16 protein-coding genes and 3 tRNA genes are annotated in these 14,659 nt (G+C 71.3%); 9 read left to right on the forward strand and 10 right to left on the reverse strand.

The genetic code is table 11. The annotated features are described in order from the left end of the window. Nucleotides 1–13 precede the first annotated feature (13 nt). Both purM and HCT63_RS03135 read left to right on the forward strand, forming a co-directional pair. On the forward strand, nt 14–1,063 hold the full coding sequence (gene purM, locus HCT63_RS03130; protein ID WP_208322240.1) for a phosphoribosylformylglycinamidine cyclo-ligase: 1,050 nt from the start codon (nt 14–16) through the stop codon (nt 1,061–1,063). Between the two features lie 138 nt (nt 1,064–1,201). Continuing rightward, the gene (locus HCT63_RS03135) at nt 1,202–1,396 is read left to right on the forward strand and encodes a DUF3073 domain-containing protein (protein WP_167001340.1); all 195 of its coding nucleotides are present in this window, start codon (nt 1,202–1,204) and stop codon (nt 1,394–1,396) included. A 72-nt stretch (nt 1,397–1,468) separates the two neighbouring features. On the opposite strand, the gene HCT63_RS03140 is transcribed toward HCT63_RS03135, so the two are convergent. The 5 genes from HCT63_RS03140 to HCT63_RS03160 are packed head-to-tail and all read right to left on the reverse strand — an operon-like array spanning nt 1,469 to nt 7,780. Next, nucleotides 1,469–3,217 carry an ABC transporter ATP-binding protein gene (locus HCT63_RS03140; RefSeq protein ID WP_167001341.1) on the reverse strand — a complete coding sequence of 583 codons (1,749 nt, stop codon included), beginning with the start codon at nt 3,215–3,217 and terminating at the stop codon, nt 1,469–1,471. Then, nucleotides 3,214–4,917, reverse strand: a complete 1,704-nt coding sequence (locus tag HCT63_RS03145; RefSeq protein ID WP_167001342.1) for an ABC transporter ATP-binding protein — start codon at nt 4,915–4,917, stop codon at nt 3,214–3,216. The genes HCT63_RS03140 and HCT63_RS03145 overlap by 4 nt, the downstream gene beginning before the upstream one ends. Then, the gene (locus HCT63_RS03150) at nt 4,910–5,695 is read right to left on the reverse strand and encodes an ABC transporter ATP-binding protein (protein ID WP_167001343.1); all 786 of its coding nucleotides are present in this window, start codon (nt 5,693–5,695) and stop codon (nt 4,910–4,912) included. Before HCT63_RS03150 ends, HCT63_RS03145 begins: the two co-directional genes overlap by 8 nt. Then, on the reverse strand, nt 5,688–6,740 hold the full coding sequence (locus HCT63_RS03155; protein WP_208322241.1) for an iron ABC transporter permease: 1,053 nt from the start codon (nt 6,738–6,740) through the stop codon (nt 5,688–5,690). Before HCT63_RS03155 ends, HCT63_RS03150 begins: the two co-directional genes overlap by 8 nt. 20 nt (nt 6,741–6,760) lie before the next feature. Next, nucleotides 6,761–7,780, reverse strand: a complete 1,020-nt coding sequence (locus HCT63_RS03160) for an iron ABC transporter permease (RefSeq protein WP_243842861.1) — start codon at nt 7,778–7,780, stop codon at nt 6,761–6,763. Nucleotides 7,781–7,852: 72 nt separating this feature from the next. Here HCT63_RS03160 and HCT63_RS03165 point away from each other — a divergent pair, with 72 nt between their 5' ends. Next, nucleotides 7,853–8,824 (forward strand): ABC transporter substrate-binding protein, encoded by a 972-nt coding sequence (locus tag HCT63_RS03165; RefSeq protein ID WP_167001344.1) that lies wholly within the window; start codon nt 7,853–7,855, stop codon nt 8,822–8,824. After that, nucleotides 8,808–9,680: a siderophore-interacting protein gene (locus tag HCT63_RS03170; protein ID WP_167001345.1), complete on the forward strand. Its 873-nt coding sequence runs from the start codon at nt 8,808–8,810 to the stop codon at nt 9,678–9,680. The genes HCT63_RS03165 and HCT63_RS03170 overlap by 17 nt, the downstream gene beginning before the upstream one ends. Nucleotides 9,681–9,721: 41 nt before the next feature. Here the strand turns inward: HCT63_RS03170 and HCT63_RS03175 are convergent, their stop codons facing one another. Next, on the reverse strand, nt 9,722–10,798 hold the full coding sequence (locus HCT63_RS03175) for a Glu/Leu/Phe/Val dehydrogenase dimerization domain-containing protein (RefSeq protein WP_243842862.1): 1,077 nt from the start codon (nt 10,796–10,798) through the stop codon (nt 9,722–9,724). Between the two features lie 177 nt (nt 10,799–10,975). Here HCT63_RS03175 and HCT63_RS03180 point away from each other — a divergent pair, with 177 nt between their 5' ends. Further along, on the forward strand, nt 10,976–11,191 hold the full coding sequence (locus HCT63_RS03180; RefSeq protein WP_167001347.1) for a BldC family transcriptional regulator: 216 nt from the start codon (nt 10,976–10,978) through the stop codon (nt 11,189–11,191). A gap of 79 nt (nt 11,192–11,270) precedes the next feature. After that, nucleotides 11,271–11,723, forward strand: coding sequence for a hypothetical protein (locus tag HCT63_RS03185; RefSeq protein WP_167001348.1), 453 nt, complete (start codon nt 11,271–11,273; stop codon nt 11,721–11,723). A gap of 100 nt (nt 11,724–11,823) precedes the next feature. Here HCT63_RS03185 and HCT63_RS03190 read toward each other — a convergent pair. From HCT63_RS03190 to HCT63_RS03205, 4 genes are all read right to left on the reverse strand, one after another. Continuing rightward, nucleotides 11,824–11,900, reverse strand: a tRNA-Phe gene (locus HCT63_RS03190). Between the two features lie 100 nt (nt 11,901–12,000). Beyond that, on the reverse strand, nt 12,001–12,609 hold the full coding sequence (locus tag HCT63_RS03195; RefSeq protein ID WP_167001349.1) for a malonic semialdehyde reductase: 609 nt from the start codon (nt 12,607–12,609) through the stop codon (nt 12,001–12,003). 105 nt (nt 12,610–12,714) lie between these two features. Continuing rightward, nucleotides 12,715–12,791: transfer RNA gene (locus HCT63_RS03200), tRNA-Asp, on the reverse strand. An 89-nt stretch (nt 12,792–12,880) separates the two neighbouring features. Next, nucleotides 12,881–12,956: transfer RNA gene (locus HCT63_RS03205), tRNA-Glu, on the reverse strand. Between the two features lie 115 nt (nt 12,957–13,071). On the opposite strand from HCT63_RS03205, the gene HCT63_RS03210 reads away from it, so the two are divergent. The 3 genes from HCT63_RS03210 to aroQ are packed head-to-tail and all read left to right on the forward strand — an operon-like array spanning nt 13,072 to nt 14,653. Continuing rightward, nucleotides 13,072–13,413, forward strand: a complete 342-nt coding sequence (locus HCT63_RS03210) for a metallopeptidase family protein (RefSeq protein ID WP_167002283.1) — start codon at nt 13,072–13,074, stop codon at nt 13,411–13,413. Further along, the gene (locus HCT63_RS03215) at nt 13,410–14,231 is read left to right on the forward strand and encodes a pirin family protein (RefSeq protein ID WP_208322243.1); all 822 of its coding nucleotides are present in this window, start codon (nt 13,410–13,412) and stop codon (nt 14,229–14,231) included. The genes HCT63_RS03210 and HCT63_RS03215 overlap by 4 nt, the downstream gene beginning before the upstream one ends. After that, on the forward strand, nt 14,228–14,653 hold the full coding sequence (gene aroQ, locus HCT63_RS03220; RefSeq protein ID WP_208322300.1) for a type II 3-dehydroquinate dehydratase: 426 nt from the start codon (nt 14,228–14,230) through the stop codon (nt 14,651–14,653). The genes HCT63_RS03215 and aroQ overlap by 4 nt, the downstream gene beginning before the upstream one ends. Nucleotides 14,654–14,659 lie beyond the last annotated feature (6 nt).

Below are 14,659 nucleotides of genomic sequence, written 5' to 3' on the forward strand. Positions count from 1 at the left end.
CGGAGGGTCGCACGTGACGTCGTACGCAAGCGCCGGAGTCTCTATCGAGGCCGGAGACCGGGCCGTCGAGCTGATGAAGGAGTGGGTCGAGAAGGCCCGCCGCCCCGAGGTCCTCGGCGGCATCGGCGGGTTCGCCGGGCTGTTCGACGCCTCACAGCTCAAGCGGTTCGAGCGCCCGCTCCTGGCGACCTCGGCCGACGGTGTCGGCACCAAGGTCGTGATCGCCCAGCGCATGGACGTGCACGACACGATCGGGTACGACCTCGTCGGCATGCTCGTGGACGACCTCGTCGTCTGCGGGGCGGAGCCTTTGTTCCTCACCGACTACATCGCGACCGGCAAGGTCGTGCCGGAGCGGGTCGCCGCGATCGTCAAGGGCATCGCCCAGGCGTGCGAGGAGGCCGGCTGCGCGCTGCTCGGTGGCGAGACGGCGGAGCACCCCGGCCTGCTCGGGCCTGACGAGTACGACATCGCAGGATCCACGACCGGTGTGGTCGAGGCCGAGTCGCTGCTCGGCGCCCACAAGGTCGAGGCGGGTGACGTCGTGATCGCGATGGCGTCGTCCGGGCTGCACTCCAACGGCTACTCGCTGGTGCGCAAGGTGTTCTTCGACGTCGCCGGCTGGGATCTCGAGCGCGAGGTGCCCGAGCTCAGCTCCACGCTGGGCGAGGCTCTGCTGACGCCCACGCGGCTCTACGCCAAGCCGTGCCTCGAGCTGGCAGCCCGTACGGATGTCCACGCGATGTCGCACATCACGGGCGGCGGGTTTGCTGCCAACCTCGCGAGGGTCCTCCCGGAGCACCTGTCGGTCCGGGTGGAGCGTTCGACGTGGGCGCCGGGTCCCGTGTTCGGTCTTGTGGGCGAGCTCGGGTCGGTCAGTCGTGCGGATCTGGAGCAGACGCTCAACATGGGAGTCGGCATGGTCGCCCTCGTCGGTGCCGCCGATGCTGAGCGTGCCGTCGAGGTCCTGAGCGCCCAGGGAGTGGACGCGTGGCCGTGCGGCGAGGTGCTTGATAGTGCAGGCGGAGAGGTCGAGCTGGTCGGTGACTACCGCGTAGTGTGATCTATGTCACATACCTGACGGCGCCCCGGAGTCCCCGGAGGCAAGCCGCCGGGTCGGTTCGCGCATCATTGGGGCGAACAGGTAGCCTTACCCCTACGAGAAACCACATTCCGAGACTTCGCGAGGGGGTCGGACCCTATGGGGCGCGGCCGTGCAAAAGCCAAGCAGACGAAGGTTGCACGCAACCTGAAGTATCAGACGCTCGACACCGACTTCGACCAGTTGCAGCGCGAGCTCCATGGTGAGCCCGACGGCCAGGTCGAAGAGCCGGACCCCGAGCTTCTCGAGAAGTACGCCGACTTCGCCGAAAGCGAAACAGGCCCCCCGAACTGACATTCGTTGACGCAGCCCGCCGGGAATCCCCGCGGGCTGCGTCACGTGTGGGGCGGGCGATCTCCCCGGAGATCAGGCGCGCGACCAGGACGACCACAGCGTGGCGTACTGGCCGCCGAACGCGAGCAGTTCCTCGTGCGTGCCCTCCTCGGCGACCTTGCCGTGGTCGAGGACGACGATCCGGTCGGCGGTGACGGCCTGGCTCAGGCGATGGGCGACGACGAGCGACGTACGCCCGCGCAGGACCTCCGCCGCTGCGTCGTCGAGCTGACGCGCGCCGGATGATCCGGCTTCGGCGGTGGCCTCGTCGAGCACGACCACGGGGCGGTCGGCGAGGAGGACACGGGCCAGAGCGATCTGCTGTGCCTGGGCGGGCGTGAGGGCGTGCCCGTGCGCCCCGACAACCGTGTCGAGGCCGTCCGGAAGCGCCGCGACCCACCCGTTCGCGCGCGTACGCTCCAGCACGTCCTGGACCGCGTCGGGGGCAGCCTCCGGGGCCGCGAGCGTGAGGTTGTCACGCACCGTGCCGGCAAAGACGTGGACCTGCTGCGTGACGAGTGCGACGCGGGCTCGGACGTCCTGCGCGCCCATGTCGTCGTACGAGGTCCCGTCGAGCGTGCGGCTGCCGCGGGAGGGGACGAGGTGCCCTGCTGCGATCAGCGCGAGCGTGCTCTTGCCCGCGCCGGTGGCGCCCACGAGGGCGACCTTCTCGCCGGGTGCGACGTGCAGGGAGACGTCGTGGAGGATCTCGTCGCCCTCGCCGTACTGGTGGTGGATCGCCGCCAGGTCGAGGGCGGGACGCGTGGCTGTCGCCGGCGGGCTCGCGGCGTCGCTCGCGGGGAGCAGCGCCAGCCCGGCCAGTCGCGCCAACGAGGCCCCTGCCGCCTGCACCTGGTCGAACGTCGCGAGCAGCCCGCCGATCGGGTTGAACAGCCGGTGGAAGAAGAGCGCGGCCGTGGTCGCCGCGCCGACCGTCGCGAGGTCGCCTCGTACGAGGAGGAAGCCCGTCCCGAGCACCATGAGCAGGCCGATGAGCTCAGCCCTGTTGCTCCGCGCGAAGAACCGGGTGAGCAGGTGGAAGACGTCGATCGCCACGGTTGCCGCCTGCCACGACCGGTTCTCGATCTGTCCTCGCCACGCATCCTCGTACCGCAGGGCGCGGAGGGTCGAGGCACTCTGCAGGCCGGTCAGCAGCGCCTCTGCCCGCTCGCCCTCGGCGACCCGCTCTGCGCGGTAACGGGGCCCGGAGTGGGGGAGGTACCAGCGAAGCCCCAGCGCATAGACCGGGATCGCGCACAGGCCGGCAAGCCCGAGCCGCCAGTCGAGGGCGGACAGGCCGACGGCGGTGAACCCGATGGCGACGAGTGCATCGATCGTCATCGGGACGCCCTCGTCGAGCGAGGTGCTGACCGTACGGACGTCGTCGCCGACGCGTGCGAGCACGTCACCGCGCCCGGCCTCTTCCAGACGGTCGGGCTCGAGGTCGAGGGCGCGCGCGACGACCTCTTCGCGCAGCCGAGCGAGCGCGGGGATGACGGCATGGCCGAGCGCCGCGATGGCGACCCCGGCGGACAGGCCTGCGCCGAGCCCGGCGGCGGCGATCACGGCGGCACCGCGCAGGACGGTCGTACGGTCGCCGTCGCCGTCGCTGATCACGTCGACGAGGTCGCCGAGCACCCACGGGGCGACCAGGCCTAGTGCGCCTGCGAGCGCGAACGCGGCCGCGGAGGTGATCAGCGGTCCGCGCCGCTGGCGCAGCAGCGCCCAGGCAAGACGCGTCGTGTCGCGGCGGGAGGCGATGGGGAGGATGCGGCGGGTCATCGCAGCACCAGCTCTCGGTAGTCGGGCCGGTCGAGCAGGTCGGCGTGCCGCCCGGAGGCGACCGTACGACCGTCGATCACGACCACCACCCGGTCTGCGCCGGCGAGCAGCGCGGGGCTGCTGGTGAAGACCACCGTCGCGCGCGGGGACCCGTCGTGGTGCCGGCGCGCAAACAGCCGCGCGGCGATCTCCTGCTCGGTGACGGCGTCGACCGCGGACGTCGGGTCCTGGAGCACGAGGATCGGTGCGTCAGCCGCGAGCGCCCGCGCGAGGGCGAGGCGCTGGCGCTGGCCGCCCGAGAGCGCGCCGTCGACGCGGACCGGCCGCGCGAGGCCTGCCGGATGGGTGGCGACGAGGTCGTCGGCGGCGACCGTCTCGAGGAGCGAGCGGACGGCGGCGTCGTCGAGCGCTTCGTGCGGGTCGACGTTGGAGGCGACCGTGCCGTCGAACAGGTCGACCTGGTGCCGGGCCGTCAGCAGCACCTCGCGGCGCGCGTCGACGTCGAGCGCGGTCAGCGGCGTACCGCCGAGAAGGACGGCTCCCGACTCAGGCTCGGCCTCGGCGGCGAGCAGGTCGACGAGCGCGTCGGAGGCCGCCGGGTCGTCGACCACGACGCCGACGAGCTCGCCGGGCTCCGCGCGCAGGTCCACGTGGCGCAGCCTGCCTCCGCCCACCTCGGTGAGCTCGAGGACGTACGGCATCTCGGCAGAGGGTGACCCGGTGCCCGGCGGGACGAGGCGGGGGGTCGCGAGGAAGGCGGCGACGCGCTTCGCCGAGGCGTACGAGGTCGCGAACTGCGCGCCGATGTGCGCGACGAGCTCGACGGGCTCGGCGAGGAACTGCGTGAGACCGACGATCGCGATGAACTGCCCCAGCGTCAGCTCGCCGTCGAGCGCGCGCAGCCCGGCGACGAGCGCGACGGCTGCCAGCAGCACGCCGCTGAGGGCCTTGGTGATGGCGCCCATCGCGCCCCAGCCTCGTACCGTCCCCACGGCCGCACGCTCGGCGCCACGGCTCGACCGGCGGTAGCGCTCGCTCGCCGCGCGCTCCGCACCGATGCCCTTCAGCGGGCGGATGCCCTGGACGAGGTCGGTCGCCATGCCGGAGGCCTCGGCGACGGCCTGCTGCTCGGTGCTGAAGCGGCGGGCGAGGAACGGGCTGATCAGCTGCGAGAGCCCGACGGCGGTCGGCACCCCCACGAGGACGACGACGCCGAGGACGACGTCGATCGAGAGCAGGTACGCCGCGGCCGCGATGAGGACGACCGTCGAGCTCACCGTGAAGCCGATCCAGCGGACGACCAGCGTGGCCGCCTGAGCGTCGCCGGTCGCGATCGACAGCGTCTCGCCCGGCAGCATCCCCGTACGGGCTCCGCGCGGGTGCAAGACGTGCGCGGCGACCTCCATGCGCAGGGCGTGCTCCTCGCGCTGGACGACGTTGAAGGCGATCCGGGCGCCAAAGCGGTAGGAGTAGCTGAGCGTGCCCATCAGCAGGCACAGGCCGGCTGCGCCGACGACGAAGGCGGTGGTGTCGCTGGGCGCGATCGCGCGGTCGATGATGACACCGATCAGGATCGGCACGAGCGCCTCGCTGAGCTGCCACACGCACAGCAGGGCGAACGAGGCGCTGAGGCGACCGGTGTTGCGGCGCACCATGCGCCGTACGATCCCGCCGCCGGTCAGCGGCCTGCCCTCAGCCATGGAGTGTGGGGATGACCGTCGGGAGGCGGTCGACCGGGTCGGGGAAGACGTGGGCCGAGAGCCCGAACGCCTTCGCGAGGAGGCCTGGCTCGATGACCTCGGCGGGAGTGCCCTGCGTGACCACGTGCCCGTTGTCGATGACGACGAGGTGGTCGCTGTAGCGGGCGGCGAGGTTGAGGTCGTGGAGCACGACGACGATCGTGCGGCCGGTATCGCGGCGCAGCCGGACGACGAGGTCCATCACCTCGACCGCGTGCGCGAGGTCGAGGTGGGTGGTCGGCTCGTCGAGGAGGAGCAGCTCGGTGTCCTGGGCGAGTGCCATGGCGATCCACGCGCGCTGGCGCTGGCCGCCCGACAGCTCGTCGAGGGCGGAGTCGGCAAGCTCCTCCACGCCGGTCGCCGCCATGGCGTCGGCGACGATCCGCTCGTCCTCGGCCGACCACTGGCGATACCAGGGCTGGTACGGCTGCCGCCCGCGCGCGACCAGGTCGCCGACGCTCATGCCCTCGGGCGCGACCGGGCTCTGGGGGAGGACAGCCATCGTCCGGGCGACCTCGCGCGGCTTGATCGAGGACAGCGGCTCCCCGTCGAGGAGCACCTGGCCCTTGTGCGGGCGCAGCAGGCCCGCGAGCGTGCGCAGGAGCGTGGACTTGCCACAGCCGTTGGGCCCGATCACGGTCGTGACCTGACCTGCCGGGATGTCGAGCGTGATCCCGTGCAAGATGTCGCGACCGCCGTAGCCGGCGACCACGCCCTCGGCGCGGAGCGGACTAGACACTGGTTCTCCGTACGTAGCGGATGAGCAGGAACATCAGAGCAGGCGCGCCGATCACCGCGGTGACGACCCCCACCGGGAGCTCGACGGGGAGCCGCTGCGCCGTCTGGTCGGACACCAGCACCACCGCGGCGCCGACCAGGCCGGCGGCCAGCGGCGTCGGACCCGCCGTGCCGAACAGGCGCAGAGCAGCCTGCGGCGCGACGAACGCCACGAACCCGATAGGACCGGCGACCGCGGTCGCTGCCGAGACCGACACGACGGCGAGCGCGACCGCGTATGCCTCCGCGCGTGCCGGTCGGGTCCCCAACGACGCGGCCACGTCGCGGCCCAGGCGAAGGGCGCCGAGGTCGCGCGACAGGACCACGCTGCACGCGGCGGCCAGCACGACGACGGGCAGCAGCAGCCACAGGTCCGCGGTGCGCACCCCCGACAACGACCCGGTCAGCCATCGCGTCGCGACCGCCGCGCTCTCCAGGTCGGCACGCATGAGGCCCCACGAGACCAGCGCCAGGGCGATCGCGTTCACGCCCAGTCCCACCAGAACCAGGCGCATCCCGTCGAAGCCGCCCCGCCAAGCCAGGCCCACGATCGCTGCCGTCGTCAGCAGGCCGCCCGCGATCGCGGCCGGAGCGACGAGCGAGACCGTGGCGGTGCCCGTGATCGTCTCGACGAGCCACGGTTGCGTGATGACGAGGACGGCCGCGGCGCTCGCGCCCGCCGTCACGCCGAGCAGGTCGGGCGTCGCGATCGGGTTGCGTGTCACGGTCTGGGTGAGCGCGCCGCTCAGGCCGAGGACGAACCCGACGAGCACGGCCACCACCGCCCGTACGAGACGGCGGTCGATCACGACCAGCTCGTCCACCCGCGACCCCTCGCCGAGCAGCGTCGCCCACACTCGCGAGGCGGGTAGGTCGAGCGTGCCGGTGAACACCGCGAACAAGGTCGTCCCCACCAGCACGGCGACGACGCCCACGCCCCACAGCGCGGCCCGGCGGCGTACGAGCATGCCGAACGGGCCGAACCGGACGCCCGCCCGCGCGCTCACAACGCGGTCCTGACGCGCGCTCACAGCGCGACCAGCCTTCGGCGCCGTGTGATCGCGATCAACAACGGAGCCCCGACCACCACGACCACCACACCTGCCTGGAGCTCGCCGGGCGGCGCGGCGACGCGCCCGAACGTGTCGGCCGCCGTGAGGACGACGGCGCCGATCAGCGCCGCGTACGGCACGAGCCAGCGGTAGTCGTGCCCGCTCAGCACCCGCGCGACGTGCGGCGCGACGAGGCCCACGAACGCGATCGGACCACACACCGCGGTCGCCGCGCCCGCCAGCATCGTCACGCCGGCGATCCCGACCACGCGCGCCCGGCGTACCCGCGTCCCCAGCGCCTGGGCGACGTCCTCACCCAGCGCGAGGGCGTTGAGCGAGAACGCGTTCGCGGCGGCCAGCACGAACCCGACGCACGCGATCGCGAGCAGCGGCACCGCGAGGTCGAGGTCACGGTTCGAGACCGCGCCGACCTCCCAGAACCGCAGGACGTCCAGCGTCTGACGGTCGAGCAGGATCAGCGCCGAGGTGAGGGCGGACAGCAGCGCCGCCATCGTCGTACCAAGGACGGCGAGCATCACCATCGCGCCTCGGCGCAGGCTGCCCAGGCCGAGAAGGAAGACCACCGCCGACACCGTCCCCGCGCCGACCAGCGCAGCGACGACCGTCGCTCCCCTCGCCTCGACGCCGAAGACGAAGACCAGCACCGCGACGCCGAACGTGGCCCCGGCGTTGACTCCGAACAGCCCCGGCTCGGCGAGCGGGTTGCGGGTGTGGCCCTGCATGAGCGCTCCGGCGACACCCAGCGCCGCCCCCGCGACGAGCGCGAGCACCGTACGGGGAAGCCGCTGGGAGGTGATCACCGTCGCATTGTCGGAGTCGACGCCGCTGAACAGTGCGCCCAGCACCTCGCCGAAGCCGATGGTCCTGCTCCCGACCGCGAGGCTGACGACGGCGGCCACGACCGTCGCGGCCAGCAGGGCGAAGGCCAGTGCCGTGTGGCGTCCGGCTGGCGACCCGGGAGATGGCGTCTTCACGGTCTTAGGTTAGCCTTACCAATCATCGAATGGTGCGACCGGGTGCGAAGCCGGTCGCGGACGAGGAGTGACATGCGACTCAGAAGCTCTCTCAAGACGGTGGCCGCGCTGCTGGCCGCCTCGGCGCTGGCCGTCTCCGGCTGTGGCGGGGGCGACGACCAGGCTGCCGGCGGTGAGGGCGAGACCCGGACGGTCGAGTCGCCCTTCACGGGCGAGAAGGTCGAGATCCCGACCGAGCCGAAGCGCGTCGTCGCGCTCTGGCGGACCGGCGCGATGCTCACCGAGCTCGGTGTGAAGCCCGTCGGTCAGCTCGAGGCCGAGCTGATGGCCGAGGAGATCCCGGCCGAGCAGTTCGCCGAGGTGAAGGACACCCCAGTCATCGGCAGCTGGGAGGGCATCGACGTCGAGAAGGTCATCGAGGCCGACCCCGACCTCATCATCGGGATGGACAACGGCGGCCTCGGGATCGACTACGAGGCGATCTCGGAGGTCGCGCCGACCGTGATCCTCAAGATCGCCGAGCCGACCGACGTGTGGGACAACTACCCGGTTGTCGCCGACCTGGTCGGCAAGACGACGGACTTCGAGGAGCGGGACAAGGCGCTGAACGAGAGGCTCGCCGCGATCAAGGACCAGTACGGTGACGCGCTGGCCGATGCGAGCGCCACGTCGCTCGGCTATTCCGAGTCCGTCCTCTACGTCGACACGAGCAAGTCGCTCACGTACCGCCGCCTCGAGGCGGCCGGCTTCGGCTACAACCCGACCTACACCGACGACCCCGAGCGCTACTCGGCCGAGCTCGCGACGGAGAACCTGTCGAGCCTGAACACGAGCAACGTGCTGCTCTACGACACGGGACTCGGGGGTGAGGTCTCCGCGGAGAACGAGAAGCTCCTCGCGATGCCATCCTGGAAGCGTCTCCCCGCCGCTGCGGCCGGGCACGCGTACCCGCTGACCTCCGGCACGATCTACACGTTCGAGGCGGCCGACCGGCAGGCCGCCGACATCGCGAAGGTGGCTGAGGCGTATGCCGCGGCGCAGTGACGCGGTGGCGCTCGAGGGACCGGTGCTCGAGGACGTCGAGCACCCCATCGGGGCGCGCGAGCTCGAGGTGCTGCGGCGCGAGCAGCTCACGCCCCGCATGGTGCGGCTGGTGCTCGGGGGCGACTTCGCCGGCACGAGCTGGGAGGCGAGGACGCCCGACGAGCACGTGAAGCTCGTCTTCCCCGACCCCGACACCGGCGTGACGCGCCACCCGGTCCCCGACGGCGACCATCTCGACTGGCCCCGGCCCTTCCCGCCCACGCGGGAGTACACGGTGCGCCGGTACGACGCGGAGGCTGGCGAGGTCTGGATGGACTTCGTCGTCCACCCTGGCGGACTCGCGTCGGACTGGGCGCAGTCGGTCGAGCCGGGGGACCGGCTGTGGGTCGCCGGGCCGCGCTGCGGCCACGCGACGCCCGACGCATTCACGTACCGCGTGATCCTCGCCGACCACACCGCCCTGCCCGCGGTCGCACGGATGCTCGAGGAGCTGCCCGGGGGCGTCCGTGCGCGGGTCGCGGTGCTCGTCCCGGATGCCGCTGAGCAGCAGCAGCTCGCCGTACGCGACGGGGTCGAGGTCACCTGGCTCCACGAGGACGACGGCACGGGCGCGGACGGCTTCGGTCCGTTCCTCGCTGCGCTCGACCTGCCCGCGGACGAGCCGTGGACGCTGTGGGCCGGCGGTGAGGCCGGGCTGCTCAAACCCGTACGCCGGTGGGCCAAGGGGCACGGCCTCGTCAACGGCGCGACGGCCGACATCTCCGGCTACTGGAAGCAGGGTCGGAGCAACGCGGTCACGACGCGCCGGATGATCACGCACCGCCTGAAGCACGCGCTGCACCTCGACGACGACTGAGCGCCCGGCCCTCTGGCCTCCCGTTTGCGGGGTCGTCGGGGTCAGGGCAGCAGGATGCCGCGCAGCCGGGAGACCTCACGCATGCGCTGCTCGGCGATGCGGTCGGCCGCCGTCGAGGGCGCGATGCCCTCGTCCTTGGCGCGGTGCAGCACGTCGAGCGTGGTCGCGTGGATCCGGGTCGCACGCGCCTTCGCCCGCTCGAACGAGAATCCCTCGAGCTCGTCGGCGACCTGGATCAGCCCACCTGCGTTGACGCAGTAGTCGGGCGCGTACACGACCCCCCGGTCGGCCAGCAGGTCCTCGGTGCCGGCGTGCGCCAGCTGGTTGTTGGCGCCGCCGCACACGATGCGCGCAGTCAGCACGGACACCGTCTCGTCGTCGAGCGCACCGCCGAGCGCGCACGGCGCGTACACGTCGAGCGGCTCGCGGACCAGCGCGGCCGTGTCGGCGACGGCGCGCACGCTCGGGTGAGCGGTGCGCACGCTCTCGATGGCCGCAGAGTTGACGTCGGTCACCACGACGTCGGCGCCGTCGGCCACCAGGTGCTCCACGAGGTGTCGCCCGACCTTGCCGATACCGGCGACACCGACCGTACGGCCCGCAAGCGAGGGGCTGTCCCAGACGAACTCGGCGCAGGCCCGCATGCCCTGGAACACGCCGTACGCGGTGAGCACCGACGAGTCGCCGGCACCGCCGTGCGCGGTCGTCCGCCCCGTCACGTACGACGTCTCGCGCGCGATCACGTCCATGTCCTCGGAGAACGTCCCGACGTCGCACGCCGTGTAGTAGCGACCGTGCAGCGACTCCACGAACCGCCCGTACGCCCGCAGCCTCGCCTCGGACTTGTCGCGCTGCGGGTCACCGATGATGACGGCCTTGCCGCCGCCGAGATCGAGCCCCGCCAGCGACGCCTTGTAGGCCATGGCGCGAGAGAGGGCGAGCACGTCGGCGAGGGCGGCGCTCTCGCTCGCGTAGGGATAGAAGCGGGTCCCGCCGAGCCCCGGGCCGAGCGCCGTGGACCACACGGCGACGATCGCCTTCAACCCGCTCTGCTCGTCCTGGCAGAACACCACCTGCTCATGGCCGCTGCCGAACGGAGACACCTGCAGACCGCTCACGCCCCACCTCCACATTCCTCGTCGATCACACCGCGTCGTGTGTCCACTCTAGGAGTGCCCGTCCGGATGCGGTGGCGTGACAGGGGTGGTACGAATTCTGCGACGTTCGGTTACATCTCGGTACGTATTCGCCATGCCCTCTCGGTTCCAAAGGGCGGGTTTGGCATCATTCAAACCATGGATTCGCACTCCCCCGATGCGGAACGCCTTCTTACGCCGTCCGAGGTCGCCAAGATGTTCCGAGTTGTGCCCAAAACCGTCACGCGGTGGGCCCAAGCAGGCAAGATCAGCTCGATCCGGACTCTCGGCGGCCACCGTCGATTCCGCGAGGCGGAGGTCCGTCGCCTCCTTGAGGAGGGATTCGGCCCAGAGGACGAGAGCCGCGCGAGCTGAGCAAGCACCTTCTAGGCTGAGCGAGCCGGGCGAGGGGTCGGGGGACCTCGAGGCCAGGCAGAGTCAGAGGAGATGCGTGATGGCTGACGACAGACTTACGCGACGGATCGTGATCGCGTGCGTCGTACTCGGTGCTGCGACCGGCGGGCGCTCGACGCTCGGGCCGGTGGTCGCGCGCATGTCGACCGGCAATCGGTCGACATGGTCGCGTGCTGCTGCCCTCAGCGGCGTCGCGGCGGAGCTGGTCGGCGACAAGCTGCCGCGCACGCCGAGCCGCCTGAAGGCCGCCCCGTTGGCGGGTCGCGTCGCGTCGGGCGCCTTGACGGGCTCGCTGCTTGCTGGGAGCGGAGGCGTGAGTCGTCTCGTGCCCGCTGCAGTCGGTGCGGGTGCTGCGCTGGCCGGCTCGTACGCGGGCGCGGCGTGGCGAGGTGCCTGGGCACGCACGGGCCGTCCCGACCTTCCTGCAGCGCTCGCCGAGGATGCCGTCGCGGTGGGGCTGGCCTACGCCGGCTACCGCGCGCTGCGTCGTTGAGGCCTGCGGACACGGGGCCAGGGTAGTCGCCGTACGTACGGCGGGCCGGCGACTGTGTGCCGAAACGACGATTCCCCGGCCGTGGGCCGGGGAATCGTGGTGGTGGCCAGGGCCGGGGTCGAACCGGCGACCTTCCGCTTTTCAGGCGGACGCTCGTACCAACTGAGCTACCTGGCCGTCTGCCTCGTCAAGACTCTCGCCTCAAGAAGCAGCCCGGGAGCACCCGGGCGAGCCTTACTATACAAGGCGCGCCCGGGGCGGGAGAAACCGGTTCGGGTCAGGCGACGGTGATGACCCGCGACTCGTCGAGGCGGGGGAGTCGATCCATGTACGCGTCCTCGGCGGGGTGGCCGATGTTGACCACGACGAGGGTCTTCTGGGCGGTTCCGCCGAAGAACTCCGCGTCGATGCCGGCGGCGTCGAAGCCGGTCATCGGTCCCGCGTACAGGCCGGCGGCGCGCAGACCCACGATGAAGTAGCCGATCTGGAGGCCTGCGTTGAGCGTGGCCATCGAGGCGCGGCCGTCGACGTTGCCGTGGAGCATGTCGCGGATGCCCGGCGCGTGAGGGAACACCTCGGGGAGGTTCTCGTGGAAGTCGACGTCGCTGGAGAGGATCGCGACGAGCGGTGCGGCGCCGGTCTTGGCGCGGTTGCCGTCGTTCATGTGCGGCACGAGGCGCTGGCGCGCCTCGTCACTGGCCACGAGGGTGATGCGCAGCGGCTGGCTGTTCATCGCGGTCGGGCCGTACTTCACGAGGTCGTAGACGGCGCGGATCTCGTCAGCGGTCACGGGCTCGTCGGTGAAGGCGTTCGCGGTCCTGGCCTCACGGAACAGGAGGTCCTGTGCGGCGGCGGGCAGCGTCAACTCGGGGAGTGTTGCGGTCATGGTTGTTGAAACGGCAATCATTAAAGGTGTGTTCCGCAACGACCTGTGGGAAGGGTCACCGTGGAACGACGAAGGTCCGAGCCGGATGGCTCGGACCTTCGTGGATGGCGACCCTGACGAGACTCGAACTCGCGACCTCCGCCGTGACAGGGCGGCGCGCTAACCAACTGCGCTACAGGGCCAGATCTTCAGTTGTCACCGCTCAGCGGTGCGAGCACCACTTTAGCGGACGCCCCAAGCGGCTCCAAAACGGGGGGTCCCCTTTGAGTGGTGGTACCCCCTACGGGATTCGAACCCGCGCTACCGCCTTGAAAGGGCGGCGTCCTAGGCCGCTAGACGAAGGGGGCGCCCCGCCCCGTTCGCCACGGTGCGGACGGTTCATCGTACGGGCAGCATCGTCCGGGTGCCAAAGCCGGGGACGGGGTGTGGGGGCACTCCGGCACACTGGGGCTCGTGATCGACATGTCGCCGGACCGCTTCGCCGAGCTCGTCGAGCAGGCCTTCGACGCGCTGCCTGAGGACCTGACCGGGCTGCTCGAGAACGTCGTGCTCCTCATCGAGGACGACGCCCCCGACGACGACCCGACGCTGCTCGGCCTCTACGACGGCATCCCTGTCACCGAGCGGACCTCCGCGTACGGTGGGGTGCTGCCGGACCGGATCACGATCTACCGCAACCCGACGCTCGCGATCTGCGACGTCGAAGAGGACGTGATCGAAGAGGTCGGGATCACCGTCGCCCACGAGATCGCGCACTACTTCGGCATCGACGACGACCGGCTGCACGAGCTGGGGTACGCATGAGGGGTTTCGACAGGCTCAACCAGCGGCTGGGTTTCGACAGGCTCAACCGGCGGCTGGGTTTCGACAGGCTCAACCAGCGGCTGGGTTTCGACAGGCTCAACCAGCGGCCCGCTCGTGTGATCCGTGCCGACGAGCGGAACGAGACACGGCGCGACGGCATCACGACGCGGCACTCGTTCTCGTACGGGGACCACTACGACCCCGACAACGTCGCGTTCGGTCCGCTCCGCGCGGTGAACGAGGAGCGCCTCGACCCGGGTGCCGGGTATGCCAGCCACCAGCACAGCGACGTCGAGATCGTCACCTGGGTGCTCGACGGGGCGCTCGCGCACGAGGACTCAACGGGCACACGTGGCGTGATCCGGCCCGGTGAGGTGCAGCACGTCAGCGCCCGCACCGGTGTCGAGCACACGGAACGCAACGCGTCGGCGACCGAGCCGCTGCGCTTCCTGCAGATGATGGTCGCGCCCTCCGCCGACGAGCTCGCGGATCCCGACCCCGGCGCGCCCACGTACCGGCAGTGGGACCTCCAGGGTGCGCGCGGCTACCTCCTCGACGTGCTTCGGCTGCGCGAGGGCGTCACGCTCCACGCCGCATTGCTCGACGCGGGCGACGTGGTTGCGCTCCCCGAGGACGGCCTGGTCCACCTGCACGTCACGCGGGGTTCTGTCGACGTGGCCGGGACCGTGCTCGACGCGGGTGACGCAGTCCGCGTGTCCGGCGCGGGGCCGTTGGGGGTGAAGGCGCTCGCGTCGTCCGAGATACTGGCGTGGCACTTCGCTGAGCCCGCACCGGCACCGAACCAGGAGCACCCCTGATGGCCACCGTCCTCGTCCTCAACGGCCCCAACCTCAACCGCCTCGGCCTGCGCGAGCCGACGATCTACGGCGACCGGACGTACGACGACCTGGTCGCGCTGTGCCACGCGGCGGGCGCCGAGCTTGACCTCACGGTCGAGGTGCGGCAGACCAACAGCGAGGCCGAGATGATCGGCTGGCTCCACGACGCCGCCGACGCCGGTCACCCCGTCGTCATCAACGCCGGCGCGTGGACCCACACGTCGGTCGCCATCCGCGATGCTGCGGCGATGCTCACCGCGCCGATGATCGAGGTGCACATCTCCAACGTGCACACGCGCGAGGAGTTCCGGCACCACTCCTACCTGTCGGGCGTCGCGACCGGCGTGATCGTCGGGCTGGGGTTCGAGGGCTACGTCGCGGCGCTGCGCTACGTGGCGTGATCTTGA

Source organism: Mumia sp. ZJ430 (assembly GCF_011751845.1).
In the GTDB taxonomy this organism is placed as follows: domain Bacteria; phylum Actinomycetota; class Actinomycetes; order Propionibacteriales; family Nocardioidaceae; genus Mumia.